We start from the raw sequence: 24,634 nt of genomic DNA, 5'->3' as shown, positions 1-24,634 counted from the left end.
CATCACGCCAGTGCGCGATCGAAATCGCCCACGCCGACGTACACGTGCGACAGCATCATAGGTCTGCCGCGCCTTGCGTGTGCTGCGGATCCGCGTAGTACGCGCGTTTTTCCTCGTACATCAGCAGGTCGGCACGCCGCACCGCGGCCTCGATGCGCTCGCCGCGCTGACAGATCGCCACGCCCATCGAGAAGCTCAACGTCGAGCCCGGATAGAACTGGTTGTTGAGTTCGACGAGCTGCCGGATCGTGTCGATCATCGCCGCGCCGCTGCGCTCGTCGGCGCCCGGCATCAGCACCGCGAACTCGTCGCCGCCGATGCGCGCAGCCTGCACCGGCGCCTCGACCGCCTTCGACAGCACCTCGCCCGCGCGCCGCAGCAGCGCGTCGCCGGCCGCGTGGCCGAGCTGGTCGTTGACCTTCTTGAGACCGTTGAGGTCCGCGATCACCACCGTGACCGGGAACGGACCTTTGCGTTCGAGCCGGTTCAGCTCGTCGACGAAGAACGATCGGTTGCGCAGCTTCGTCAGCACATCGTGCTTGCCGAGGAACTCCAGATACGCTTCCGCCTTCTTGCGCGCGGTGATGTCGGTGAGCGACACCAGCACGAGATCCCACTTGCGCTCGTGACCGGGAAACACCGCGAACTGCAGATGCACGTGCAGTTCGGTGCCTTCGAGCGAATAGTTGAGCACCTCGCGCTGCTGGAACAGCTTGCCGTCCCACAGGTCGATCAGCTGCTCGCGGAAATGCGGCCGCATGTCGTCGCGGAACACGTCCGCGAGGCGGGAAAGCAGCGTCGCTTTGTCCGGCGCCGCGAACATGTCGAGCGTATGCCGGTTCACATCGAGCACGTGAATTTCCTGCATGCAGCGCTCGACGAATTCCGGATGCACGTCGGTGAAGGTGCGGAAATCGCTGATGCCCTGCGAGCGCGCCTCGTCGATCAGCTGTTTGACCGAGCTGAAATCTTCCACCCACAGCGACACCGGCGAATGCTCGAAAAGGCCGCGCGAGTATTCCTCGGCCATCGTGACTCGACGATGCGCGCCTTCCAGTTCGGTCACGTCTTCCACCGACACCAGCACGCGATCGAGCCGCGCCTCATGTCCCGGCAGCACGTTGCCGCGCAGCAGCACGTCGAGCCGCCGCCCGCCGAGCGTGTAGTTGACCGTGCGGCTGACGAAACGCGAGCGGCCTTCCCACAGCTGGCACAGCTCTTCAATGTGCGTCTTCAGCATGTCGTCGCGGAACACGCTCGCGAGGTTGCTCGTCAGCGCATCGAGGCTCGCCGCTTCGAACAGATGCAGCGTCCAGCGGTTGACCTTGATCACGCGGATTCTCGACGAGCATTGCGCGACGCGCGAAGGGTCGGCCGCGAAGTGCGCACGCAGATCGGTGACGCCGTCGGCGCGCCAGCCGTCGAACAGGTCCTGCACGCCGCTGAAGTCCTCGAGCCAGAGCGAGACCGGCGCGAGATCGAACATCTCGGAGTCGTCGCGGGCGGTGGTCGCGGTGTTGCGCGGTTCGTCGGGCGCGGTGAGCGGATCGGGCATGACGGGTCCTGTGTGAGGCGGTCAGTTATTTTAATGGGTCGCGGCAAGCGCCAGAACTGGCGCGTGACTCTACCGCTTGACCGTGATGACGGCGCGGGGCGGCCGGTACTTGAGGATCGACCCGCGCTCAAAGTATAAGTGCGGGCCGTCCTTTCTTACCGCCGCTTTCGATCTGCCGACGATACACCCCCGACGCGGCGGCGGACGTGCCCGCGTCGAAGCAGCGCGCGAACGCCCTTGTTACACTGGCCCGGATCTTCAATTCCCGTCATTTGATCCGCCGCGACTGACTTTCGACCGACCTTCCACTGGCCATGAAGCCCTATCTGCTCATCCTGATTCCGCTGACCGACGACAGCCGCGCGACGATCGACGCATCGCTTTCCGAGCGCTTCGAAATCCTGTACGCACCGACTCGCAACGAGCGCACTGAAGCCGTCGAACGACATGGCGCCGGCGTGCAGATCGTGCTGACGAACGGCAGCACGGGCCTGACCGGCGACGAGATCGCGAAGATGCCGTCGCTGGAATTCATCAGCGCGCTGGGCGCGGGCTACGAGCACATCGCCGTGGATGCGGCGCAGCCACGCGGCATCGTCGTCGTGAACGGCGCGGGCACCAATGCGGACTGCGTGGCGGATCACGCGTTCGCGCTGCTGCTGGCGGCCGTGCGCGAAATTCCCCGCCTGGATCGCGTCGCGCGTGAAGGCGTGTGGCGTGACGGACTCAAGGAGCAGCCGCAGATCGCGGGCAAGCGGCTGGGCGTGGTCGGGCTCGGGCATATCGGGCGGAAGGTTGCGCGGCGCGCGGCCGGCTTCGACATGGAAACGGGTTATCACAACCGCAAGCCGAAGCCGGACACGACGAGCCGCTATTTCGACAGCGTGCTGGCGCTGGCCGAATGGAGCGACGCGCTGGTCGTCGCGACGCCGGGCGGCGCGGCGACGCATCATCTGATCGATGCCGGTGTGCTCGCGGCGCTCGGTCCGAAGGGCTATCTGGTGAACGTGTCGCGCGGCAGCGTGGTGGATACCGCGGCGCTCGTCGATGCGCTGGAGCGCGGCGCGATCGCGGGCGCGGGCATCGATGTGTTCGAGGAGGAGCCGCCTCCGGTCGATCTGCCGCTGCTGCATCTGGACAACGTGGTGGTCACGCCGCACATCGGCGGTCGCTCGCCGGATGCGATTGCCGCTTCGGTCCGTCATTTCATCGAGAACCTCACGCGGCATCTGAACGGCGATGCCGTGCTGACGCCGGTGGGCTAGACGCCGCGCCAAACCGACACACCGCGCCACGCTTGCGACGCGATGGAGAAACCCGCACCATAGCGCGTGGATCCGATCACCACGCGAACCCAAACGCACGCCTATGTCCGCTTTCCAGCCCGTTGCACTCGAACACGCGAGCCGCCTCGTCAACCATGGGCCCACGGTGCTCGTCACCAGCGCCGACGGAAGCCGCCGCAACGTGATGGCGTCGGCGTGGTCGATGCCGGTGGAGTTCACGCCGCCGCGTATCGCGATCGTGATCGACAAGAACACGTTCACGCGCGAGCTCGTGATGGCGAGCGGCAGGTTCGGCGTCTGCATTCCGGGCGCCGCCTTCATCGATATCACGTATGCCGTGGGCAGCGAGACCGGACGCGACGAAGACAAGTTCGCGAAGTACGGCATCGCGCACGTGCGCGGCCCGGTGCTCGGCCTGCCGCTGATCGAGACGAACTGCGCGGCGTGGCTTGAATGCCGGCTGATCCCCGAGCGGCATACGGAAGATGCGTACGACACGTGCTTCGGCGAAGTGGTGTCGGCGGCGGCCGATCCGCGCGTGTTCAGCAACGGCCACTGGACCTTCGACGAATCCAACGTGCCGTTGCACACCATCCATCATCTCGGCGCGGGCAACTTCGCCCGCGCGTCGACCATGCTGAAGGCGAAGCCGGTCTAGTCCGCCACCCACGCCGCCACGTCACCCGTGGCGATCTGAGGGCCACCCAGCACGAAGCTCGCGTTAGCAGGCGCCGGCACGTCCGCCGGCGCATCGCCGAAGTTGAACGCGAACATGACGTTGCCTCTGCGCCGCAGACGAATACCGTCCGGCAACGCGTGAACGGCCACGCCGGCGTCGTGTGCCGCGCGACGCAACAGCGCGCGGTGCAGCGCGTGATCGAGCCACGCCGCCACATACCGCACCTTGCCGCTGCCGACGATAGCCGGCCAGCCGTCCTCGAAACGTGCGTCGATCCGAGTCGCGTTCGCCACCGACAGATGCTCGCGCCAATGCACGGCGATCCCTTCGGTATCGTCAAACGCGGTAGCAGGTTTCAATGTCGGGCGCAGCGATTCGACTTCGAGCACCTGCATCGGCAGCACTTTTTGCAGCGGGCCGGGCGGCAGATTGCCCGGAATCGCGAAGCCATCGGTCTTCGAACCGCTGCGCGGACCGAACACCCACTGCGCCGTGCTCTGTTCGATCTGCGCGACGAGCGCATCGGTGACGACCGCAATACTCGGCACCACGACCAGCTTGTAGCGGCTCAGGTCCGCAGTCGCCGGCACGATGTCGACGTCCACGCCCATTTCGCGCAGCACCTCGTAGTAGTCGAACGCGAGCATCTGGTAATCGAAGGTGCGGCCGTGGCGCTGGATCTCGAACATCCATTGCGTCTCGTAGTCGAACACGAGCGCGACGGCGGCGGGCGATGTCGCTTTAGCGGGCAACGTGGACAATTGCGACGATGCGGCGATCTCCTCCGCCGCACGCTGCAATTCACGGCCGCCGGGCGACAACTGACCATCGGGCAGATGCAGCCCGGAATGCATCTGCTCCTGTGCAAACGGGCACTGACGCCAGCGGAAATACGACACGAGTTCCGCGCCATGTGCGAACGCTTCGAACGCCCAGAGCCGGATCATGCCCGCCGCGGGAACCGGATTCCATGCAGCCCAGTTCACCGGTCCCGCCTGTTGTTCCATTACCCAGAAGCGTCCACGTCCGACGCCGCGATAGCGGTCGTGATCGAACGCGGACACGTCGGGGTGCGCGGTGCGGGCATAACGCGCCTTCTGTTCCTCGGCGATACCGATCGTCTCCGTGCGCGCGAGCGGGTAGCTGTCCCACGCGGCGACGTCGATGCTGTCGTCCGCGGCGAAGCGATAGTGATCGAACGTCGTGAAGAAGCCCATGAAGTTGTGCAGCACGTCCGCATCCGGCGCATGCCGGCGCAGCACGTCCACCTGCTCGCGATGGAAGCTTGCCACTTCGTCCGACATGAAACGACGGAAGTCGAGCAGATGGATCGGGTTCGCGTCGGTGGGCGTGAGGTTCGGCAGACGGATCGCGTCGAACGACGCGTAGGTCATGCTCCAGAACACGGTGCCCCACGCGTCGTTCAATGCATCGATCGTTTCGTAGCGGCGTTGCAGCCACGCGTGAAAACGTTGCAACGCAGTGGCTGAATAGGTGGGCACCGTGTCGTGGCACGCGAGCTCGTTGTCGGTTTGCCATGCGACCACGGCTGCGTGACGCCCATAGCGGCGCGCCATCGCTTCGGTGATCTTCAAGCCGGCCGCGCGGAATCCTGCGTGACTGATGTCGTAATGCCGGCGCGACCCGCTGTTGAAGCGCACGCCGTCCGCGCGCACGGCCAGCATGTCCGGATGACGGTCGGTGAGCCATGTGGGCGGCGCGGCGGTCGGCGTGCCTAGGATGATCTTGAGGCCCGCGTTCGCGAGCGTGGCGACCGCTTCGTCGAGCCAGGCCCAGTCGTATTCGCCGTCGCGCGGCTCGATGCGGCTCCACGCGAATTCCGCGATGCGCACGTGTGTGATACCGAGTTCGGCCATTCGCTTCGCGTCGTCGGCCCACAGCGAGCGCGGCCATTGTTCAGGGTAGTAGCAGACACCGAAATTCATGTAGGGGTTCTCGTATCGAGTGAGAGGTCAGCCTTTGCTCGCGCCGAACGTGAGGCCGGCCACGAAATGCTTCTGCATCGCGAAGAACATCAGCACTGAAGGCAGCGCGGCCAGCACCGAGCCCGCCGCGACCAGATTCCACGCGGTGGTCCATTGCCCTTTGAGCGCGGCCACGCCGACGGTGATGGGCGCGGCGGCATCGCCTTGCGTGAGGCACAGCGCCCAGAAGTAGTCGTTCCACACGAACGTGAAGACCAGAATGCCGAGCGCCGCGAGCGCGGGGCGCACGAGCGGCAGCACGATGCGCGCATACACGGTCCACTCGCTCGCGCCTTCCACGCGCGCCGCCTCGATCAGCTCGAACGGCAACTGCTTGATGAAGTTGCGCAGAAACAGCGTGCAGAAACCGGTCTGGAACGAGATGTGAAAGATCACGAGCGCCCACAGCGTGTTGAAAAGACCGGTTTTCAGCGCCATGTCGCGCACCGGAATCATCAGGATCTGGATCGGCACGAAGTTGCCGGCCACGAACATGAACAGCAGCGCGGTGTTGCCGCGAAAGCGATAGGTGGCGAGCGCGAAACCGGCCATCGACGCCAGCGCGATCGTGCTGATCACTGACGGCACCGTGATCAGCACGCTGTTCGCGAAGTAATGCAGCATCGGCGTCTGCGTGAGCGCGGTACCGTAGTTGTCGACGAGCGCGAAGTGCTTCGGCCAGGTCCAGTAATCGCCGGCGCTGAGTTCGTCGGACGAGCGGATCGATGTGACGAGCACGGCCAGCATCGGCAGCAGCCAGATCAGCAGCGCAACTGGTAAGGATGCCTTATACAACACGCGATTCCGCGGTTTCCAGCGTTCGATTGGCAACGGATACATGAGACGTCTCCTTGAGCCGGGCGGTCAGCGTTCTTCGCGCAGCATGCGGCGCAGATGGAACACGATGTAGACGAGCATGATCGCGAACAGCACAACGGCGATCGCCGCCGAATAGCCTTCGCGGTAGTACTTGATCGCCTGGTCGTACATGAAATAGGCGAGCACGGTGGAGCTGTCGAACGGTCCGCCGCCGCTCATCACGGCGATCAGATCGAAGCTGCGCAGCGCGCCGATCACGGTCAGCACGACGGCCATGAAGGTGGCCGGCCGCAGCTGCGGCAGGATCACGTGCCACAGCAGGCGCCAGCCTTTCGCGCCTTCCATGCGCGCCGCTTCGACGATCTCCGGGTTGATGCCCGTGAGTCCCGTCAGATACAGCACCATGCAGAAGGGCGTCTGCGGCCAGAGCGCCGCGAAGATGATGCCGAAGGTGACGGTCTTCGGATCGCCGAGCACCGGAATGCCGTGGCCGACGATCAGCTTCAGCAGGCCGAAGGTCGGGTCGTAGAACCAGCTGAACACGAGCCCGACCACCACACCCGACAGCACGAACGGTGCGAAGAACAGCGATTTCACGACGCGGATGCCACGCGTCTGCTGGTTCAGGTACAGCGCGAACACGAGACCGAGCGGCGGCGCGAGCAGGAAAAACACGAGCCACAGCAGGTTGTTCTTCAGCGCGGTGTAGAACGTGTCCGACTGGAACAGCTCGACGTAGTTGGCGAGGCCGACGAAGCTCTTCGCCGTCATGCCGTCCCAGTTGTAGAAGCTCAACGTGATGCTGCTGAGAATCGGATACACGACGCACAGGCAGAACAGCGCACAACCCGGCAACAGGAACCACAGCGCGGCGCGGCGTTGCCGTTGCCGCGTGCTGGATGCGCGCCGGCGCGGGGCCGCGATCAGGCGGCCTGCGGCAGGATGAGACATGGTCGGGCCTCGTCGTAGTCGTCGTAGGGCGGAGGAGAGCGTCGGCCGTCGTCGCGACGGCCGGCGTGTGACGCGCGTGCCTGCGTTACTGTTTGGCGTAGATGCGCTTGCGGGTCGTTTCGAGGTGCGCGAGGATCGAGTCGAGCTGCGAAGGATCGTTGTAGAACTCCTGCATCGCCTTCATGCCTTCGTCGGCCATTTCCTTCGTCATGTCGCGGTCGTAGAACTGCGCGATGCCGCCCTTCGTGTTCGCGAGCGTCTGGAAGCCGACCTTCGAGATCGGATCGTCCGGTTCGGCTGCCTTGCTGTTCGACGGCAACTGGCCCCAGCCGCGCGCGAGATCCGCGTTGATCTCGGGCTGCTCCATGAACGCGAGCAGTCGGTGCGCGTCAGCCTTGTTCTTCGCCTTCGCCGGAATCAGCAGCACGTTGACGGGACCGTCTTCGGCCGTCGGCACGTTCGGGTCGACCACCGGGAAGCGGAAGAAACCTGTTTCCGGCTTGACCGATGCGGGAATGCTCGCGGAGAAGAACGTGCCCATCAGCATCATCGCGGCCTTGCCGTTCACGAGGAACGGCGCGATCGAATCGAGATCGTACGAAAGCGCGTTGTCGATGAAGTAGTGGTTGTCGATCAGCACCTTCCACTGCGTATAGACCTTCTTGACGCGCGGGTCGGTGTACGGCACCTTGCCAGCCATCAGCTGCTGGTGGAATGCGTTGCCGTTGATGCGCAGATCGAGGTAGTCGAACCATGCGGCGAGCGTCCACGCATCGCGTGCGGCAACGGCGATCGGCGCGACGCCGCTGGCCTTCAGCTTCCTGCACGCGTCGAGCAGTTCGTCCCACGTTTGCGGTTCGCCGTGAATGCCGGCTTTCTCGAACAGGTCCTTGCGATAGAAGAACCCGTACGCGTCGTAGCCGAGCGGCGCGGCGTACTGCTTGCCGTTGTATGTCGACGCTTCCTTCACGGACGCGTACTGCTGCGACCAGCCGTTCTTGTTCCAGTCGTTCGACAGGTCGTCGAGCAGGCCGCGCTGCGCGTAATACGCCATCCGTTCGCCGTCGTGCCACGACACCACGTCGGGCGGGTCGGTCGCGAGCCAGCCGCCCATCTGCACCTTGTACGCTTCCTCGGTGATGTACGTGACCTTGAGGTCGACGTCGGGATTGGCCTTCTTGAACTTGTCGAAGGCATCCTGCCATGTCGAGCGCTGGTTGCCGCGCGCCGATACGTTGACGTTGAGCGTGGCGGCGTCCGCCGGCGTGACCGACGCGCTGGCGACGGCCGCAACCGTTGCGACCGTGGCCGTGGTGGCCGCGGCGCATGCCAGACGCCGAAGGCGATCTGCAATCATTTCGTGTCTCCTTGACTGTCTTCCGACTACCTGGTTAGCCGGCAGCATGATGCCGCCGGTCGATGTAAACGGCTCTTCGCGGCCGGTTGAAAATCTGTCGTGCGATCTCTCAGGCTGGCTCCGGCGCTAATGGTGTCAGCGGTGCTGCAGCCCATGCGGTTCGCGTGAGCGCCATCCCGTCCGCGTCGAACAGATGGCACGCATGCGGCGGCACGTCGATCGAAACGTGTTCTCCCGGCGTTGCATTTGCATCGCCCGGCGCCTTGACGACCAGCGTGCCGCACGGATGCTCGACGTGCAGATAGCTGTGTTCGCCGAGCCGTTCGGTGAGCACCGTCACGCCCTGAACGGACTGTTGCGCATGGCCGATCGCGAGATGCTCGGGGCGCACGCCAAGCGTGACCGGCTGGCCGCGCTGCAGCCGCTGGCCGTCGACGCAGACATCGATCTGCTCGCCGCTTTTCGCGAGCACGACCATCACGCGATCGGTCATGACGTGAGCCACGGTCGCATCGATGAAATTCATCCGCGGCGAGCCGATGAAGCCTGCAACGAAGCGCGAGCGCGGGTGGTGGTACAGGTCGAGCGGCTTGCCTTGCTGCGCGATGCTGCCGAAACGCTCGGCATCCGCGCCGGTCTGCAGCAGCACGATGCGGTCGGCGAGCGTCATCGCCTCGATCTGATCGTGCGTCACGTACACGACGCTCGCATTGCGAAAGCGCTGATGCAGGCGCGCGATCTCTATACGCGTCTGGCCGCGCAGCGCCGCGTCGAGATTCGACAGCGGTTCGTCGAACAGGAACACGCCGGGCTCGCGCACGATCGCGCGGCCGATCGCGACGCGTTGCCGCTGTCCGCCGGAAAGCGCTTTTGGGTGCCGGTCGAGCAACGTATCGAGTTGCAGGACGCGCGCGGCTTCGCGCACCTTGTGGTCGATCTCGGCTTTCGGCGTCTTCGCGAGCTTCAGGCCGAAGGCCATGTTCTCGTACACCGTCATGTGCGGAAACAGCGCGTAGCTCTGGAACACCATCGCGACGCCGCGCGCGGCCGCGGGGACGTCGTTCACGAGACGGCCGTCGATGGAGACGTCGCCATCCGTCGCGTCCTCGAGACCCGCGATGATGCGCAGCAACGTCGACTTGCCGCAACCCGACGGGCCGAGGAACACGCAGAACTCATGCGCGCCGATGTCGAGGCTCACGTTGCGGATCACCGGCGCCTGATCGCCATACGCCTTGCGAACGCCAGCCAGCTGGATGCTTGCCATGTCGAGATCCGATTTAAGCGCTTAAATTTTGCTGAAAAAAGAGCAGGGAAAGCCTTGTGCAACAGGGATTTAATCGCTTAAATTGTCGACCGGACGTGTCGCGCATGATGGTGTCTCCTGATGTGTTTTCACGAACGTTACCAACGCCGCGCGCGGCTCGCAACATCTGAGTTGCTTTCCCTCAATGTGGGACTTGCCTATGGTTACCCTGGCCGAAGTCGCGAAGCGGGCGCGCGTCACTGCAGCCACCGTCTCGAACGTGCTGCGCAATCGCGAGAAGGTCAAACCCGAGACGGTCGAGCGCGTGCTGGCCGCGATCAACGAACTGGGCTACCGGCCCAATCTCAACGCACGCGCGTTGGCGGAAGGGCGCTCGCCCACGCTCGCGCTGATGCTGTCGAACATCACGAACCCGTTCTATCCGGAGTTCGTGCTCGCGGCGGAACGCGCCGCGCGCAAGGCGGGCTTCTTCCTGATGGTGTGCAACACCGACGACAACGCCGACATCGGCCGCGCGTATCTGAACCAGATTGCCGGCACGCTCGCGGAAGGCATGCTCGTGATGAATACCGACATCGAGATCAACGAGTTGTGTGTTTCCGCGATGAACAACGCGCCCATTCTGCTCGCGATGTGGGAGCACCCGGAAGCGCCGCCCGCGTTGCCGTGCGTGGCGGTGGAGTTCGCGAAGGCCGGCGCGCTTGCCGCGCGTCATCTGCTGGAATTAGGACACCGGAAGATCGGCATGCTGGTCGGCGACGGTTCCGGCGGTTTGCAGGATGCGCGTCACGACGGCTTCGCGGCGGAAGTCGCGCGAGCGGGGTTGCGGATCGACGCAGCCGCGGTGATGCGAACCCGCGATTCGATCGACGCGGGCTACGCGGCGTGCGTGCAGTTGATGGCAGCGCAGCCGGATCTGACTGCGATCTTCGCGACCAACGATCTGATGGCGATCGGCGCGGTACAGGCGCTGATCACGCTCGGCCGGGTGGTGCCCAACGACGTGTCGGTGATCGGCATTACGGACATCCAGCTCGCGCGTCAGGTGCATCCGCCGCTGACCACCGTCGCGATCGACACGACGGCGATTGCGGAGCTGTCGGTCACGTGTCTGATCGAGCAGATCGAGCGGCCGCGACAGCCGCCGAAAATGGTGATCGCGCCGCCGCCCGTGTTGATTGTGCGCGCGTCGACGCGCGCGCCGGCGCGGGGCTGAGCCGCGTGGATTTACTGGCTCAAACCGGATCCGAAAAGCGGAACAGTTCGCGCGCCGAGTGCGTGAGGATCGCGTGTCGCTTCGCTGCGTCGATCACCCAGGTGTCGAGCGCGTGGCGCGACGCGTCGTAATCGATCACGTCGTGATGCTGTGTATGCGGCCAGTCGCTACCCCACACCAGGCGCTGTTCGCTGAACGCATCGAGCAACGCCGCTGCGAGGCGCGCGCCTTGCCGTTCGCCCGATTCGCCGTTCACGCTGCGATACGCCGCGGACAATTTCACCCATACGCAGCCGGTATCGGCAGTCGAAAGCAGATACCGGAATCCCGGATCGTCGACGCCCGATGTATCCGGCCGGCCGAAATGATCGACGACGACCGTGCAGCGCTGCTCCAGCAGCGGACCGACGACGGCGGGCAGGTCAGCTGCCGGCCGATGCACCTCGACATGCCAGCGCCGCGCGTTGATCCGTTCGAACAGACGTCGCCACGATGCGTCGCGCAGATCGGGCAGCGGCAGTCCCACCAGATTCAGCCGGATGCCGACTACGCATGACTGTTCGAGCGCATCCAGTTCGTCATCCGAAACATCTTTAGAGACAACTGCGACGCCGCGAAAGCGGGCAGGGAAGCGCCGTGCGATACCGGCAAGATAGCTGTTATCGGTTCCCAGAAAGCTCGGCTGCACAAGCACGGCGTGCGATACGCGATTCGCCAGCAGGTGAGCGACGTAGGCGTCGAGCGTCGCGTCGTAATCCGGTGCGTGACGACGCTGCGCCGCGAGCGGCAAGCCGCGTACGAACACGTGCGCATGCGAGTCGATCGCGGTGATCGAGTCTGCGCCGAGCCCGAGCCATTCGGTGGATAGGGACTCGGGATTCTCTGCGTCGACACTGACCGCTGGTGACGAATGGGTGATCGAAGTCATCTTTTCTATCGACAGATACTTGAGAGCAGGCAACACAAACGCATTGCACGTGCACTAGCCGCGCGTGGCTGTTGCGGCGTCAGCCGGCAGCGACGCAATGCGCCGTCCACGTGTTTCCGGCAGCAGCAAGGCAGCCACCACGACGAGTCCATACGCAGCGCCCGCATCGATACCGAGCGCCGAGCCGAGCGGCATCGAGCTGCCCATATGACCGACGAGCACCGGAAACACCGCCGATACCACGCGGCCGAAGTTGTAGCAGAAACCGACGCCGGTGCCGCGCACGCCTTGCGGATAGAGCTCGTTGAAGAGCGCGCCGAGCGTCGCTGGAATGCCGGCGGAAAAGAGGCCGAGCGGGAAGCTCAACAGCAGCATCGTCAGGTTGCTGACCGGCAGGAACACGTAGACGTTCACCGTCACCGCGCAGCAGATCGCGAACAGGATCACGTTCCAGCGCCGGCCGATGCGGTCCTGCAGCCACGCGCTGACGAAGCAGCCCACGATGAACGCGACGATCACGACCGCGAGATAGCCGCCGGTGCCGAGCACCGACAGATGACGCTCCGTCTTCAGATAGGTGGGCAGCCACGTGGTGATCGCGTGATAGCCGCCGTGCGCGCCGAGTCCGATGAGGCCACCTACGATCGTCGTGCGCAGCACCGAGCGGTCGAAGATGCCTGCGAGGATCGCGAACGAACCGCGTTCGTCGAGCTTGCGCGCGGCGGGTTCGCGCTCAGGCTCCGCAATATTTCTGCGCAGGTACAGCACCAGCAGCGCGGGCACGACGCCGATTGCGAACAGCACGCGCCACGCCCATTGCGGCGATACGAACGAAAACACCGCGAGATACAGCAGCACGGCGCCGCCCCAGCCGAAGCCCCACGCGCTCTGCACGATGCCCATCGCCTTGCCGCGATGCTTCGCGTTGATGGTCTCGCTGAGCAGCACCGAGCCTGCGGTCCATTCGCCGCCGAAGCCGAGCCCTTGCAGCGTCTTCAGCGCGAGCAGCTGGTCGAAGTTCTGCGCGAATGCGCAAAGGAACGTGAAGAGGGAGAACCACAGCACCGTGACCTGCAGCGCGCGCACGCGGCCGATGCGGTCCGAGAGCACACCGGCCAGCAGGCCGCCGAGCGCGCCGGCCGCGAGCGTCGCGCCGCCGATCAACCCCGCCTGGCCTTTGCCGATGCCCCACGTCACGAGCAGCGTCGGGATCACGAGGCTGAACAGCTGCGTATCGATGCCGTCGAGCGCCCAGCCTGCAAAGCAGCTCCACAGCGTGCGCCGCTCGGGCGAGGAAATCTCTCGGTACCACTTCATGGCTGTCTCCGGATATGTGGTTATCGTCGCGCGGTGCTGGACCGCGCGGTGTAGTTCGGTCGACGGCGCGAACCGCATACCCGCATGAGTCATGACGCGGGCCGCGACGTCGATTGGCGCATTCTAGGAACGAAAGATGCGGCGGTACACTATGAAAATGTTCGATATTCATATTGAAACGATATGGAAGCCGCCCGCAATCTTCGCTACTTTCTCGCCGTCGCCGATGCCGGCAGTGTGACGCGCGCCGCCGACCGGCTCGGCATCGCGCAGCCTGCGTTGAGTCAGGCGTTGACGCGACTCGAACGCGATCTCGGCGTGAAGCTCTTCAATCGCACGCGGCGTGGCGCGGCACTGACGAGCGCGGGCGAGGCGATCGTCGACGACATCCGGCTGAGCGTCGCGCGCATCGACGCCGCGTCGCATCGTGCGCGCGAAATCGGTGCGCAGCGCGGTGGGCGACTCACGATCGGCTTCGTTTCGGCGGCGTTGTTCGAGCTGCTGCCGAAAGCCATCGCGGACCTGCGCCGCGAGGTGCCGAACGTCGAACTGGTGCTGAAGGAGATGAGCAACGCCGAGCAGGCGAACGCGCTCGAGAAAGGCGAGATCGACATCGGCATGCTTCATACGCCGGTCGCGGTAGGCGGACGGATGCGCGAAAAGCTGATCGCGAGCGAACGCTTTCTCGCGGTGATGCCGTCGTCGCTGCCGGTCGCGAAAGACGGCAAGGTCGGCTTGAAGGAACTGTCCGAAGCGGGGCTCGTGTGGTTTCCGCACGACCAGTTGCCGGTGATCCGCGCTGGCATTCTCAGCGCGTTTCGTCAGGCCGGCTACGAGGCGAGCGTTGCGCAGGATGCAAATCGATCGCTGACGGTGCTCGCGTGTGTCGCGGCGGGCTGTGGCGTGTCGTTGCTGCCGCAATCGGTGCAGGCGCTGCAGTTCGCGGGCGTTCGCCTGTGCGAAGTGCGCGACGGCGCAGCATTGCCGCGCTTCGAACTGAGCGCGGTGTGGCCGCATCGTTCGCGACCCACGCTCGCGGATCGATTCGCCGCGCTGTTCGCGCCTTACGAAGCGGCGAATGGTTGAGGATCGTTGAGCTTTGGGTTTTGCGAAGGGTGCTTGGAGCGCGCCCGGTGGATAACCGGAAAGCGGCTCAGCTTATCCACAGTTTCTGTTCAAAACTCTGTGGACAAATCCGGGACCCCGTCGCTATCTCGTTGATGTGCTTCGCTTTCTGTCGGCGTGCGTCGAAGCGGGCAGACTGTGCGTCTCATGCTGGACGCGGTTGCGCACGCGAACGGAATCACGCACGCGTGTTAGCGCTTTCACGTTTTTGTGTATCGCAGCCACACCGCGCCATGGGCGGCCTTGTTGACGGACTTCAGCGCCAGAGATGTGGGCGCGGTCCAGCGGTCCATCGCAATCTCGAACGACGACGGGTGCTCGCAACGACCATCCACGATCGGCACCAGCAGCACGCTCACTTCGTCGACGATGCCGGCGTTCACGAATGCGCCGCACACATGCGAGCCGCCCTCGACGATCAGCTTGTCGATCTTCAGTTCGCGTTGCAGCGTATCGACGACCGCGGCGAGATCGAGTTCGTGCTTGCCGCCGAACAGATACGACACGCCGATCGATTGCAGGTACGCGAGATAGTCGTCTGACACGGCTTCGCTCAGCACTTCCACCACGTGCGATTTCAGCGCGGTGTCGCTTTGCCACGCGACCTTGCCGTGTGGATCGATCGAGATCGCGTACTGGCTCGCATCGCGATTCGTGAAGCGGTCGGTGCGAGGAACAGGCGCGCTCGCAAGGCCTTTCGGATAATCGGTGCCGTGCGAGATTTCCTGCATCGTCACGCGGCCGCAGACCCATGCATCGGCTTCGAAGGTCGCGGCGGTGTTCTCGTACAGATCGGTGGCGTAGTCGAGATTCCAGCCGTCCGTCAGACTACGCCCGTCGATCGACGACATCATGTGGCACACGATATGAGGCTTGCTCATCGGGTTCTCCTTGCGTGGTTGTATCGTGCGCAAGGTGACAGCAAGCAGCGTTCCGGGTGCTGTTCGACCGGCTGCGAGCGTTGATCGCTATTCGTCTGCCGTGACGCGATACGCCGATGCAGCGTCCGGTTCGTCCGCGGCCGCAAGCGATTCGAGTGCGAGCCCGCGCGTCTCGATGCCCATCACCCACACCGCGAGCGCCGCCACCGCGAACGACAGCGCGCCGAGCGTGAACACGCCGCCTTGCCCGAAGATGGGCAGCACCACACCAACTGCGTAAGGTCCGATCAGCGAGCCGATCCGGCCGATCGCCGATGCGAAGCCCGAACCGGTGGCGCGCGCGCCGGTGCCGTACAGTTCGGGCGTGTACGTGTAGAGCGCGGCCCACATCGCGAACAGGAAGAACTGCATCACGAGGCCGGTGGAGATCAGCAGGCCGACGTTATTCGCGTGCAGCGCGGTCTGCCCGTAGACGAACGCCATCACGCCGCCGCCCACGAGCGACGTGACGCACACGGGCTTGCGGCCCCAGCGTTCGACAAGCCATGCCGCGCACAGGAAACCGGGCACGCCACCCAGCGAGATCAGCATCGTGTAGAGCACGGACTTCGTCACCGCGACGCCGGCCTGCTGCATCAGCGCGCCTAGCCACGACGTGAGCCCGTAGAAACCGAGCAGCGCGAAGAACCACAGCAGCCACACCATGATGGTGCGCGAGCGGTACACGCCGCTCCAGATTTCGCGGAACGCACCGCGCGAGCGCACGATTGCGGGTTCTTCGAGCATCGACGGCGCGGGCAGCGTTGTGCGTCCGGTCGCGCGCATCACCTTCGCTTCGATCTGCGCGAGTACCGTGTCCGCGTCCGCGGGGCGGCCGCGATGCTCGAGCCAGCGCGGCGATTCCGGCACGATGCGCCGCACGATCAGCACGAATACCGCGGGAATCGCGAGCAGTGCAAAAACCGTGCGCCAGCCGTACGACGGCAGCACGAAGTAGCACACAATGCCCGACGTGATGAAGCCGAGCGGCCAGAAGCCATCCATCAGCGCGATCAGGCGGCCGCGCGAAGCCGTCGGCACGAACTCCGAGAGGAGCGTTTGCGCGATCGGAAACTCCATACCCATGCCGAGGCCGAGCAATACGCGCCACGCGATCAGCGAGTCGACGCTGTGCGCGGTCGAGCACAGGTACGATGCCACGCCCCACAGCACCATACTCCACTGAAACACGGGCCGACGGCCGAAGCGATCGGCAAGCAGCCCCGCAATCGCGGCGCCGCCCACCATGCCGAAGAAGCTCGCGCTCGCGACGAGACCCGCCGTCGCGCTCGACAACCCGAACTCCGTCTTGATCGAGCCGAGCACGAAGGTCATCGTGCCGAGATCGATCGAGTCGAAGAAGAACGCGATCGCGATGATCACGAAAATCGTGCGGTGATAGCTGGAAAACGGCAGGCGTTCGAGCCGTGCGGCGGCGCTGGCGCGGGCGCTGCGGGACGACGAGGCGGGTATGGCGGTCGGCATGGCAACCTCTGATTGGACCCGGAGAGAGCCCCCGGTTCCTTTCAGTAGACTTGACCATTAATCCGTCACATAGAACGAATCCGGCAATCGGGTGGAATGGGTGCGTCATGCTCCCTGGCCGGCGCGCCGTTCGCTACGTAGTACGCGGCATTCGAACGCGGCAGCGGCGCGCGTCCGCGAATCCGGTCAGCGATCTTTTCCGCGAGCATGATGGTCGGCGCATTCAGGTTGCCGGTGGTGATCTGCGGCATGATCGACGCGTCGACGACGCGCAGTCCTTCGATGCCATGCACGCGTCCGTCGCCATCCACGACCGACATCGCGTCTTCGCCCATCGGGCACGAGCACGACGGATGAAACGCAGTTTCGGCGCGCGCTCGCACGAACGCATCGAGCTGGGCATCGCTCGTCAGTTCGGCGCCGGGATTCAGCTCACGGCCGCGATAACGGTCGAGCGCAGGCTGCCGGATGATCTCGCGCGTGGCGCGGATCGCGTCGCGGAATTCGCGCCAGTCGAGCGCGTCGGACATGTAGTTGAAGAGGATCGACGGATGCGCGTGCGGATCGCGCGAACGCAGCTTCACGCGGCCGCGGCTCGGCGAGCGCATCGAACCGACGTGCGCCTGGAAACCATGCATCCGGATCGCGTTCGAGCCGTTGTAGTTGATCGCGACCGGCAGGAAGTGATACTGGATGTTCGGCCACTCATCGTCGTCGCGCGTGCGGATGAAGCCGCCCGCTTCGAACTGGTTGCTCGCGCCGATGCCCGTGCCGCGCAGCATCCATTCGAGCCCGATCTTCGGCTGGTTGCGCAGCAGCAGTGCAGGGTAGAGCGATACGGGCTCCTTGCACTCGTACTGCATGTACATCTCGAGGTGGTCCTGCAGATTGCGGCCCACGCCGGGCAGATCGAGCACCACTGGAATGTCGAACTCGCGCAGCCACTCGCCGGGGCCCACGCCCGAGCGCTGCAAAATTTGCGGCGACGCGATCGCGCCGCTCGACAGCAGCACTTCGCGATGCACATGCGCGCGGACCGTCGCGCCTTGATGCAGATATTCGACACCCGACGCGCGTTTGCCGGTGAACAGGATGCGGTCGGTCGTCGCGTGCGTGACGATCGTGAGGTTCGGTCGCGCGCGCGCCTGATCCAGATAGCCGCGCGCGGTGCTCGCGCGCCGGCCGTGCGCGGTGACGGTGCGATCCATCGGGCCGAAGCCTTCCTGCTGATATCCGTTGAGGTCGTCCGTGTGCGGATAGCCCGCCTGCACGCCGGCTTCCACCATCGCCTCGAACAGCGGATTGACGCCAGGCTTGCTCGTCGTCACGTGCACGGGGCCGTCGCCGCCGTGATAGTCGTTCGGGCCCACGTCGCGCGTTTCCGCCTTGCGGAAGTACGGCAGGCAATCCAGATAACTCCAGTTTTCGAGGCCCTTGCGCTTCGCCCAGTGATCGTAGTCGAGTGCGTTACCGCGGATGTAACACATGCCGTTGATCAGCGACGAGCCGCCGAGCCCCTTGCCGCGTCCGCATTCCATGCGGCGATTGTCCATGTGCGGTTCGGGATCGGTCTCGTACGCCCAGTTGTAGCGCCGGCCTTGCAGCGGATAGGCGAGCGCGGCGGGCATCTGCGTGCGGAAATCGAAACGGTAGTCGGGGCCACCTGCTTCGAGCAGCAGCACGGTCACGTTTGGGTCTTCGGTGAGACGCGTTGCGAGCACGTTGCCGGCCGATCCCGCGCCGATCACGATGTAGTCGTATTCGTTGTTCGCCATGGAGGGTTCCTTCTTCTGCTGCCTGCTGCGTGGTGTTTTCTGTGTTTCGCGTGTTTCGCGTGTTTCGCGGGTTTGCGTATTTCGCGTCACGCGTCGCGTATCAGAACACCGCGTTGTACGGGCCGAGTTCGACCTGCACGGACTTGATGCGCGTGTAGTGTTCGAGCGTCGTGATGCCGTTCTCGCGGCCCACGCCCGATTGCTTGTAGCCGCCCACCGGCATCTCCGCGGGCGATTCGCCCCACGTGTTGATCCAGCAGATGCCGGCTTCGAGCCGATGGATCACGCGATGCGCGCGCGACAGGTTCTCGGTGACGACACCGGCCGCGAGACCATAAGCCGTATCGTTCGCGCGCGCGATGACTTCGTCTTCATCGTCGAAGGTCAGCAGGCTCATCACCGGGCCGAAGATTTCCTCGCGCACGATCTTCATGTCGTCGCGGCAATCCGCGAACACCGTCGGCTGTACGAACTGGCCACGCGCAAAGGCGCCATCGGTCACGCGCGCGCCGCCCGCGACGAGCCGCGCGCCTTGCTGTTTGCCGCTATCGATGTAACCCAGCACCTTGTCGAGCTGCGCGGCGCTTGCGAGCGGCCCGAAGTTGGTTGCGTCGTCAGCGGGCATGCCGATACGGATGCGCTTCACGCGTTCGGCGATCTTCGCTTCGAACGCCTGCTGCACGCCGCACTGCACGAACACGCGTGTGCCGTTCGTGCAGACCTGACCCGCGCTGAAGAAATTCGCGGTGGTCGCGATATCGGCCGCGCGATCAAGGTTCGCATCGTCGAACACGATCAGCGGAGACTTGCCGCCAAGCTCCATCGTCACTTCCTTCAGCGACGATCCGCCCGCCAGCGACATCACCTTCTTGCCGGTTTCCACGCCGCCGGTGAACGACACCTTCGCGATACCGTCATGCGCCGTCAGCATCGCGCCGACGCGGCCATCGCCCTGCACGACGTTGAACACGCCCGGCGGCACGCCCGCTTCGATATAGATCTCCGCGAGTTTCGATGCGGACAGCGGCGTGATTTCGCTCGGCTTGAAGATCATCGCGTTGCCGGCTGCGAGCGCCGGCGCGGACTTCCAGCACGCGATCTGGATCGGGTAGTTCCATGCGCCGATGCCGGCCGTCACGCCGAGCGGTTCGCGCCGCGTGTAGACGAACGAGTCGGCGCGCAACGGAATCTGCTGGCCTTCGATCGCGGTGGCAAGGCCCGCGTAATACTCGATCACGTCGGCGCCGGTGACGATGTCGACGCTGCGTGTCTCAGCGATCGGCTTGCCGGTGTCGTGCATTTCGAGCAGCGCGAGTTCGTCGTTGCGCACGCGCAAAAGGTCCACCGCGCGCCGCAGGATGCGCGAGCGCTGCATCGCGGTGAGCGCGGCCCACGCGCGCTGACCTTCGCGCGCGGACTGCACCGCGCGGTCGATGTCCGCGGCGCTGGCCTGCTGGACGGTGGCGAGCACGTCGCCCGTGGCGGGATCGACGCTCGTGAAGGTTTCGCCGCTGGTGGCGTCGACATATTCGCCGCCGATGAAAAGACGTTGCAGACCGTAGGAAGGCATCGAAACTCTCCGTCAATGCTTGTTTTGCCCGTGCGCTTTTCGTGAAAGCGCGGAGGCAGGAATCAGGACTCGCTGCGCGGCAGCAACTGGTCGATATAGTCGTTCGCGAGACGCATCGCGGCTTTGGTATCGAACGGGTCGCCGGACAATGCGCCGCGCAGCCATAACCCGTCGATCATCGCGGCCAGTCCGCTCGCGGCGCGGCGCGCCGCCGAGCGCGGCAACGCTTTTGCGAACTCGGCGCACAGGTTCGAATAGAGGCGCCGCGTGTTCACGCGCTGCAGACGCCGCAGCGCGGGCTCGTGCATGCTCTGCGACCAGAACGCGAGCCACGTCTTCATGACCGGACCGCTCACCTGGCTCACGTCGAAGTTCGCCGCGACCATCGCGCGTAACCGTGTGCGCGCCTGCGGCTTCGATGCGAGCCGGCGGCGCGTGGTGGCCGCCCACAGATCGCGCAGGATGTGCCGCATCGTCGCTTCGAGCAGGCTGTCCTTGTCGCCGAAATAGTGGCTGACGATGCCCGTCGAAATGCTCGCGCGCTGCGCGACCGACGCGAGCGTCGTGCCGGCTAGCCCGACCTCGTCGATCGTCAGCAGCGTGGCGTCGATCAGCTGCGCGCGACGCACTTCGCGCATTCCCAGTTTCGGCATGGTGACGTCCGCTCGGTTGGTTCGCGTGGCAAGCGTGTTTGACGGAAGTCCCAAGTCTAGGGATTTTTTATTGAACGTTCAATCAATAAAAACCGTGGATGACCGGCATGTCGGCTTTGGTCAAACCGATGTCGGATTGAGGCATCTCCTTGCCACCCCCTGGCGGCTACGCTCGGGGAGCGGTGCCCCAATGCGGGGCGCCCTGGCGGCTCGCGCCGTTAGATCAACATTGGAGACGAGACTATGAGCAGCAATCGCGGTGTCGTGTATCTGGGACAGAACAAGGTCGAAGTGCAGTCGATCGACTATCCGAAGATGATCGATCCCCGCGGCCGCAGCATCGGCCACGGCGTGATCCTGAAGGTGGTGTCGACCAACATCTGCGGCTCCGACCAGCATATGGTGCGCGGCCGCACGACCGCCGAGGTCGGTCTCGTGCTCGGTCATGAGATCACGGGCGAAGTGATCGAGGTGGGCCGCGACGTCGAGACGCTGAAGGTCGGCGATCTGGTCTCGGTGCCGTTCAACGTGGCGTGCGGGCGCTGCCAGACCTGCAAGGAGCAGCATACGGGCGTGTGCCTGAACGTGAATCCTTCGCGTGCCGGCGGCGCGTACGGTTATGTCGATATGGGCGGCTGGATTGGCGGCCAGGCCGAATACGTGCTGGTGCCGTATGCCGACTTCAATCTGCTGAAATTCCCGGACCGCGATCGAGCGATGGAGAAGATCCGCGATCTCACGTGTCTGTCCGACATTCTGCCGACGGGTTATCACGGCGCAGTGATGGCGGGCGTGAAGCCGGGCTCGACGGTGTATATCGCGGGCGCGGGTCCGGTCGGCATGGCTGCTGCCGCGTCGGCGCGGTTGCTCGGCGCGGCCTGCACGATCGTTGGCGACATGAACGAGGCACGCCTCGCGCATGCGCGCGCGGTTGGCTTCGAGACGGTGGATCTGTCGAAGGATGCAACGCTTGGCGAGCAGATCGCGCAGATTCTCGGCACGCCGGAAGTGGACTGCGCCGTGGACTGCGTGGGCTTCGAAGCGCGTGGTCATGGCAGTCACGGCAGCCAGGAAGAGGCGCCGGCCACGGTGCTGAATTCGCTGATGGATATCACGCGCGTGGCGGGCTCGATCGGCATTCCGGGCCTGTACGTGACGGACGATCCGGGCGCGGTGGATCCGGCGGCGAAGCGCGGCAGCCTCAGCATCCGCTTCGGTCTCGGCTGGGCAAAGTCGCATTCGTTCCACACGGGCCAGACGCCGGTGCTGAAGTACAACCGCAACCTGATGCAGGCCATTCTGTTCGACCGTCTGCCGATCGCGGATGTGGTGAATGTGTCGGTGATTTCGCTCGACGACGCGCCGCGCGGCTATCACGAGTTCGATGGCGGCGCGCCGCGCAAGTTCGTGCTCGATCCGCATGGGTTGTTGAAGGCGGCTTGATGCGATTTCTGCCTGGCGTCTGACCGGAAAATGATTGCTTCTTGCTGTTAGCGACGTAGCGTGCCTGGCGGTGCGCTACGTCGCGCGCGTTTTAGCGACGATTTTGCAAATCTCCACAAATCGCTTCGCGCATCGTGGTACTAAACGGTTCTTCACTCAAATAAAAGAAAGGAGAACCTGTGCCAACGCCTTTACACCTTTGGCTAAAGGACAATCGCGGCGCGGATATGCGCAGATCGAGTACCGTCGCGGGACGCGAAGGCAGTATCGAAGTATTGAGTTTTGCCCATTCCGTCCGTGCCCCTGCTGATCGCGTGACAGGCAATGCGTGCGTACGGCACGTTGGAGGTTCGATGAAACGAGCCTTCCAGCGTACAGTCAGCACCCTCGCTTTCATCGCGGCTTCCATTGTCGGTGGATGGTGGCTAGGCAAGTTCATATCGATGTTTTCATTCGAGATGCCGATATGGCTCGCAATCGCGATCAAAGCGGTAATGCACCTCGCGGGCGCAACGGATCCAATTGACCCAGACGACATCGAACTACTGGGTCTGTTCGGGCTGTTCCTTGCCTGTTGCATTGTCGTCGCGGTCGTGCTGGCTATAGCCCTCGCGGCAGTGCGACGGTATCTGAAGAGACGTCGGGCTCGATGAAGCGGCTAATCCAACGTTTGATCTACGCGCTCGCATTCGTCTCCGCGTCCGTCATCGGCGGTTGGTGGCTCGGCAGACTCCTGTCGCCGATTTCATTCGGAATGCCGCTATGGCTCGATATCATGATCGAAGCGGGAATGCACCTCGCCGGAGCAACCGATCCGCTGGACCCGGAAGACATTGAGCTAATTGGCCTGTTCATCCTGTTCCTTGCTTACTGCATTATCGTTGGCGTTGTGCTGGCGGTTGCGCTTCGGACCTTGCGGCGATACATCAAAAAGCGCCGCACTCCATGAAAAAAGGGCCGTGCATTCATGCACGGCCCTTCTTCATCTGCATCGACGTCACACAAGCAGCATTACACACTAAGCATGCAACACCACCGCCGCCGTCTCCCTCGCAAGCGTCGCCCCTAGCGACGGAGCCGCAAGCGGCGCCACCTGCTTGCGACGCTCGCGCGTCGGCGCGGTGCCGAATGCGTCGCGATAGCTCTTGCTGAAGTGGCACGCCGACTGGAAGCCGCAAGCCATCGTGATGTGCATGATCGACATATCGGTCTGCAGCAGCAGTTCGCGGGCTCGCCGCAAACGTAGCGTCAGGTAGTAGTGAGTCGGCGTCATGCCCAGATGTTCGCGGAAGAGCCGCTGCAACTGTCGTTGCGACATGTTGGCCAGCCGCGCGAGTTCTTCGCGCGACAGCGGCTCCTCGATGTTGTTCTCCATCAGCGCGATCACCTCGAACAGCGACTTGTTCGCCGAACCGAGCCGCGCGACGAGCGGCATACGCTGCTGCGCGTTCGTATCGCGCACGTGTTCGACGATGAACTGCTCGGCGATCTGCGTAACGCGCGCGGTGCCCACGCGCGGCACGATCAGGTTCAGCATCATGTCGAGCGGTGCGACGCCGCCGGTGCACGTCACGCGGTCGCGATCCACCACGAACAGCTCTTTCAGGAAGCGCGTATCCGGAAACTCTTCCTTTAGCGCCGACATGTTTTCCCAGTGAATCGCGCACGCATAACCGGCCAGCAGACCGGCGCGCGCAAGCGCATAGGTGCCGGTGCAGAGGCTGCCGAGCACGGTGCCCGTGCGTGCGAAACGACGCAGCGTCGCGAGATGTCCAGCGGTGGTTTCGCGCTGCACGTCGATGCCGCCGCAGACGAATACGATGTCCGGTTGCCCGATGCTGTCGGCCGGCACGGTGTCGACGCCAAGACCGTTGCTTGCGTGGACGAGTCCGCCTTCCGGACTGATCACGGACCACTTGTACAGGTTCTGGCCACTCAGGTAGTTGGCCATGCGCAGGACTTCGATCGCGTTCGTGAACGCGATCATCGTGAAGTTCGGCACCGGCATGAAGGCGAAGTGCGAGAGCGTTGCGGCGCGATCCGGCGACATGGGACGGAATTCCTTCGAGCGGTTCTTTGCGACCGTCGTGGGGATGACGGATTTCATATTCTGGAAGTGAGGGCAACAAGCATGCCATACGGCTAAACCCTGACCAGCCTGCCGCTGGTGCACCTGCGCAAGACGCGAACGCACTGGCGAAGTGCGCGGCTGGCACCGCTGACGGGCGAATCGCACCGCTCAGGAAGCGCTTCCAGAAAACGCGTTGCGCTGCATCGCAACATGTCGCTTCCAGACAAGTCCG

At 64.3% G+C, this 24,634-nt stretch carries 21 protein-coding genes; 7 read left to right on the top strand and 14 right to left on the bottom strand.

Annotation, left to right across the window (positions count from 1 at the left end; genetic code table 11):
- Nucleotides 1-55: 55 nt before the first annotated feature.
- Nucleotides 56-1,555 (bottom strand): sensor domain-containing diguanylate cyclase, encoded by a 1,500-nt coding sequence (locus DVS29_RS09685; RefSeq protein ID WP_118180232.1) that lies wholly within the window; start codon nucleotides 1,553-1,555, stop codon nucleotides 56-58.
- Nucleotides 1,556-1,869: 314 nt separating this feature from the next.
- On the opposite strand from DVS29_RS09685, the gene DVS29_RS09680 reads away from it, so the two are divergent.
- Both DVS29_RS09680 and DVS29_RS09675 read left to right on the top strand, forming a co-directional pair.
- A complete protein-coding gene (locus DVS29_RS09680; RefSeq protein WP_118180231.1) occupies nucleotides 1,870-2,820 on the top strand; it encodes a 2-hydroxyacid dehydrogenase in 951 nt (316 codons plus the stop codon).
- Nucleotides 2,821-2,923: 103 nt separating this feature from the next.
- A complete protein-coding gene (locus DVS29_RS09675; RefSeq protein WP_118180230.1) occupies nucleotides 2,924-3,499 on the top strand; it encodes a flavin reductase family protein in 576 nt (191 codons plus the stop codon).
- On the opposite strand, the gene DVS29_RS09670 is transcribed toward DVS29_RS09675, so the two are convergent.
- The 5 genes from DVS29_RS09670 to DVS29_RS09650 all read right to left on the bottom strand — a co-directional run bounded on the left by DVS29_RS09670 (nucleotide 3,496) and on the right by DVS29_RS09650 (nucleotide 9,899).
- Nucleotides 3,496-5,466, bottom strand: coding sequence for a beta-galactosidase (locus DVS29_RS09670; RefSeq protein ID WP_118180229.1), 1,971 nt, complete (start codon nucleotides 5,464-5,466; stop codon nucleotides 3,496-3,498). The genes DVS29_RS09675 and DVS29_RS09670 overlap by 4 nt on opposite strands.
- A gap of 27 nt (nucleotides 5,467-5,493) precedes the next feature.
- Nucleotides 5,494-6,345 carry a carbohydrate ABC transporter permease gene (locus DVS29_RS09665; RefSeq protein WP_118180228.1) on the bottom strand — a complete coding sequence of 284 codons (852 nt, stop codon included), beginning with the start codon at nucleotides 6,343-6,345 and terminating at the stop codon, nucleotides 5,494-5,496.
- 24 nt (nucleotides 6,346-6,369) lie between these two features.
- Nucleotides 6,370-7,275, bottom strand: coding sequence for a carbohydrate ABC transporter permease (locus DVS29_RS09660; protein WP_118180227.1), 906 nt, complete (start codon nucleotides 7,273-7,275; stop codon nucleotides 6,370-6,372).
- Nucleotides 7,276-7,360: 85 nt separating this feature from the next.
- Nucleotides 7,361-8,632 (bottom strand): ABC transporter substrate-binding protein, encoded by a 1,272-nt coding sequence (locus tag DVS29_RS09655; protein ID WP_118180226.1) that lies wholly within the window; start codon nucleotides 8,630-8,632, stop codon nucleotides 7,361-7,363.
- A 109-nt stretch (nucleotides 8,633-8,741) separates the two neighbouring features.
- On the bottom strand, nucleotides 8,742-9,899 hold the full coding sequence (locus tag DVS29_RS09650) for an ABC transporter ATP-binding protein (RefSeq protein ID WP_118180225.1): 1,158 nt from the start codon (nucleotides 9,897-9,899) through the stop codon (nucleotides 8,742-8,744).
- 199 nt (nucleotides 9,900-10,098) lie between these two features.
- Here DVS29_RS09650 and DVS29_RS09645 point away from each other — a divergent pair, with 199 nt between their 5' ends.
- Complete coding sequence (locus DVS29_RS09645; RefSeq protein WP_118180224.1) at nucleotides 10,099-11,115, top strand: LacI family DNA-binding transcriptional regulator; 1,017 nt, start codon at nucleotides 10,099-10,101, stop codon at nucleotides 11,113-11,115.
- A gap of 19 nt (nucleotides 11,116-11,134) precedes the next feature.
- Here DVS29_RS09645 and DVS29_RS09640 read toward each other — a convergent pair whose 3' ends face one another.
- Both DVS29_RS09640 and DVS29_RS09635 read right to left on the bottom strand, forming a co-directional pair.
- Complete coding sequence (locus DVS29_RS09640; protein ID WP_118180223.1) at nucleotides 11,135-12,043, bottom strand: amidohydrolase family protein; 909 nt, start codon at nucleotides 12,041-12,043, stop codon at nucleotides 11,135-11,137.
- 54 nt (nucleotides 12,044-12,097) lie between these two features.
- A complete protein-coding gene (locus DVS29_RS09635) occupies nucleotides 12,098-13,360 on the bottom strand; it encodes an MFS transporter (RefSeq protein ID WP_118180362.1) in 1,263 nt (420 codons plus the stop codon).
- Nucleotides 13,361-13,543: 183 nt separating this feature from the next.
- Between DVS29_RS09635 and DVS29_RS09630 the strand changes: the two genes are divergently transcribed.
- On the top strand, nucleotides 13,544-14,446 hold the full coding sequence (locus DVS29_RS09630; protein WP_118180222.1) for a LysR family transcriptional regulator: 903 nt from the start codon (nucleotides 13,544-13,546) through the stop codon (nucleotides 14,444-14,446).
- A 239-nt stretch (nucleotides 14,447-14,685) separates the two neighbouring features.
- Here the strand turns inward: DVS29_RS09630 and DVS29_RS09625 are convergent, their stop codons facing one another.
- The 5 genes from DVS29_RS09625 to betI all read right to left on the bottom strand — a co-directional run bounded on the left by DVS29_RS09625 (nucleotide 14,686) and on the right by betI (nucleotide 20,888).
- A complete protein-coding gene (locus DVS29_RS09625; RefSeq protein ID WP_118180221.1) occupies nucleotides 14,686-15,366 on the bottom strand; it encodes a dihydrofolate reductase family protein in 681 nt (226 codons plus the stop codon).
- An 87-nt stretch (nucleotides 15,367-15,453) separates the two neighbouring features.
- Nucleotides 15,454-16,890, bottom strand: coding sequence for an MFS transporter (locus DVS29_RS09620; protein WP_118180220.1), 1,437 nt, complete (start codon nucleotides 16,888-16,890; stop codon nucleotides 15,454-15,456).
- Between the two features lie 65 nt (nucleotides 16,891-16,955).
- Complete coding sequence (gene betA, locus DVS29_RS09610; protein ID WP_118180219.1) at nucleotides 16,956-18,665, bottom strand: choline dehydrogenase; 1,710 nt, start codon at nucleotides 18,663-18,665, stop codon at nucleotides 16,956-16,958.
- 100 nt (nucleotides 18,666-18,765) lie between these two features.
- Nucleotides 18,766-20,235 (bottom strand): betaine-aldehyde dehydrogenase, encoded by a 1,470-nt coding sequence (gene betB, locus DVS29_RS09605; RefSeq protein WP_118180218.1) that lies wholly within the window; start codon nucleotides 20,233-20,235, stop codon nucleotides 18,766-18,768.
- A 62-nt stretch (nucleotides 20,236-20,297) separates the two neighbouring features.
- Nucleotides 20,298-20,888, bottom strand: a complete 591-nt coding sequence (gene betI, locus DVS29_RS09600) for a transcriptional regulator BetI (protein ID WP_118180217.1) — start codon at nucleotides 20,886-20,888, stop codon at nucleotides 20,298-20,300.
- Nucleotides 20,889-21,131: 243 nt separating this feature from the next.
- Here betI and fdhA point away from each other — a divergent pair, with 243 nt between their 5' ends.
- From fdhA to DVS29_RS09585, 3 genes are all read left to right on the top strand, one after another.
- Entirely contained in the window at nucleotides 21,132-22,331 is a 1,200-nt protein-coding gene (fdhA, locus tag DVS29_RS09595) for a formaldehyde dehydrogenase, glutathione-independent (protein WP_118180216.1), read from the top strand.
- Nucleotides 22,332-22,684: 353 nt separating this feature from the next.
- Nucleotides 22,685-22,984: a hypothetical protein gene (locus DVS29_RS09590; protein ID WP_118180215.1), complete on the top strand. Its 300-nt coding sequence runs from the start codon at nucleotides 22,685-22,687 to the stop codon at nucleotides 22,982-22,984.
- On the top strand, nucleotides 22,981-23,280 hold the full coding sequence (locus DVS29_RS09585) for a hypothetical protein (protein ID WP_118180214.1): 300 nt from the start codon (nucleotides 22,981-22,983) through the stop codon (nucleotides 23,278-23,280). The genes DVS29_RS09590 and DVS29_RS09585 overlap by 4 nt, the downstream gene beginning before the upstream one ends.
- Nucleotides 23,281-23,349: 69 nt before the next feature.
- On the opposite strand, the gene DVS29_RS09580 is transcribed toward DVS29_RS09585, so the two are convergent.
- Nucleotides 23,350-24,381, bottom strand: a complete 1,032-nt coding sequence (locus DVS29_RS09580; RefSeq protein WP_118180361.1) for a GlxA family transcriptional regulator — start codon at nucleotides 24,379-24,381, stop codon at nucleotides 23,350-23,352.
- Nucleotides 24,382-24,634: the final 253 nt, after the last annotated feature.

The organism is Paraburkholderia phosphatilytica, from assembly GCF_003443895.1.
GTDB classification, from domain to species: Bacteria; Pseudomonadota; Gammaproteobacteria; order Burkholderiales; family Burkholderiaceae; genus Paraburkholderia; species Paraburkholderia phosphatilytica.
Note: the sequence above shows the minus strand (reverse complement) of the source record. Positions and strands in the feature narration are given on the sequence as shown.

Bases quoted from the DNA above. Each gene is read 5' to 3' on its own strand.
- DVS29_RS09685 (WP_118180232.1), bottom strand. From the start codon at position 1,555: ATGCCCGATCCGCTCACCGCGCCCGACGAACCGCGCAACACCGCGACC.
- DVS29_RS09680 (WP_118180231.1), top strand. From the start codon at position 1,870: ATGAAGCCCTATCTGCTCATCCTGATTCCGCTGACCGACGACAGCCGC.
- DVS29_RS09675 (WP_118180230.1), top strand. From the start codon at position 2,924: ATGTCCGCTTTCCAGCCCGTTGCACTCGAACACGCGAGCCGCCTCGTC.
- DVS29_RS09670 (WP_118180229.1), bottom strand. From the start codon at position 5,466: ATGAATTTCGGTGTCTGCTACTACCCTGAACAATGGCCGCGCTCGCTG.
- DVS29_RS09665 (WP_118180228.1), bottom strand. From the start codon at position 6,345: ATGTATCCGTTGCCAATCGAACGCTGGAAACCGCGGAATCGCGTGTTG.
- DVS29_RS09660 (WP_118180227.1), bottom strand. From the start codon at position 7,275: ATGTCTCATCCTGCCGCAGGCCGCCTGATCGCGGCCCCGCGCCGGCGC.
- DVS29_RS09655 (WP_118180226.1), bottom strand. From the start codon at position 8,632: ATGATTGCAGATCGCCTTCGGCGTCTGGCATGCGCCGCGGCCACCACG.
- DVS29_RS09650 (WP_118180225.1), bottom strand. From the start codon at position 9,899: ATGGCAAGCATCCAGCTGGCTGGCGTTCGCAAGGCGTATGGCGATCAG.
- DVS29_RS09645 (WP_118180224.1), top strand. From the start codon at position 10,099: ATGGTTACCCTGGCCGAAGTCGCGAAGCGGGCGCGCGTCACTGCAGCC.
- DVS29_RS09640 (WP_118180223.1), bottom strand. From the start codon at position 12,043: ATGACTTCGATCACCCATTCGTCACCAGCGGTCAGTGTCGACGCAGAG.
- DVS29_RS09635 (WP_118180362.1), bottom strand. From the start codon at position 13,360: ATGAAGTGGTACCGAGAGATTTCCTCGCCCGAGCGGCGCACGCTGTGG.
- DVS29_RS09630 (WP_118180222.1), top strand. From the start codon at position 13,544: ATGGAAGCCGCCCGCAATCTTCGCTACTTTCTCGCCGTCGCCGATGCC.
- DVS29_RS09625 (WP_118180221.1), bottom strand. From the start codon at position 15,366: ATGAGCAAGCCTCATATCGTGTGCCACATGATGTCGTCGATCGACGGG.
- DVS29_RS09620 (WP_118180220.1), bottom strand. From the start codon at position 16,890: ATGCCGACCGCCATACCCGCCTCGTCGTCCCGCAGCGCCCGCGCCAGC.
- betA (WP_118180219.1), bottom strand. From the start codon at position 18,665: ATGGCGAACAACGAATACGACTACATCGTGATCGGCGCGGGATCGGCC.
- betB (WP_118180218.1), bottom strand. From the start codon at position 20,235: ATGCCTTCCTACGGTCTGCAACGTCTTTTCATCGGCGGCGAATATGTC.
- betI (WP_118180217.1), bottom strand. From the start codon at position 20,888: ATGCCGAAACTGGGAATGCGCGAAGTGCGTCGCGCGCAGCTGATCGAC.
- fdhA (WP_118180216.1), top strand. From the start codon at position 21,132: ATGAGCAGCAATCGCGGTGTCGTGTATCTGGGACAGAACAAGGTCGAA.
- DVS29_RS09590 (WP_118180215.1), top strand. From the start codon at position 22,685: ATGAAACGAGCCTTCCAGCGTACAGTCAGCACCCTCGCTTTCATCGCG.
- DVS29_RS09585 (WP_118180214.1), top strand. From the start codon at position 22,981: ATGAAGCGGCTAATCCAACGTTTGATCTACGCGCTCGCATTCGTCTCC.
- DVS29_RS09580 (WP_118180361.1), bottom strand. From the start codon at position 24,381: ATGTCGCCGGATCGCGCCGCAACGCTCTCGCACTTCGCCTTCATGCCG.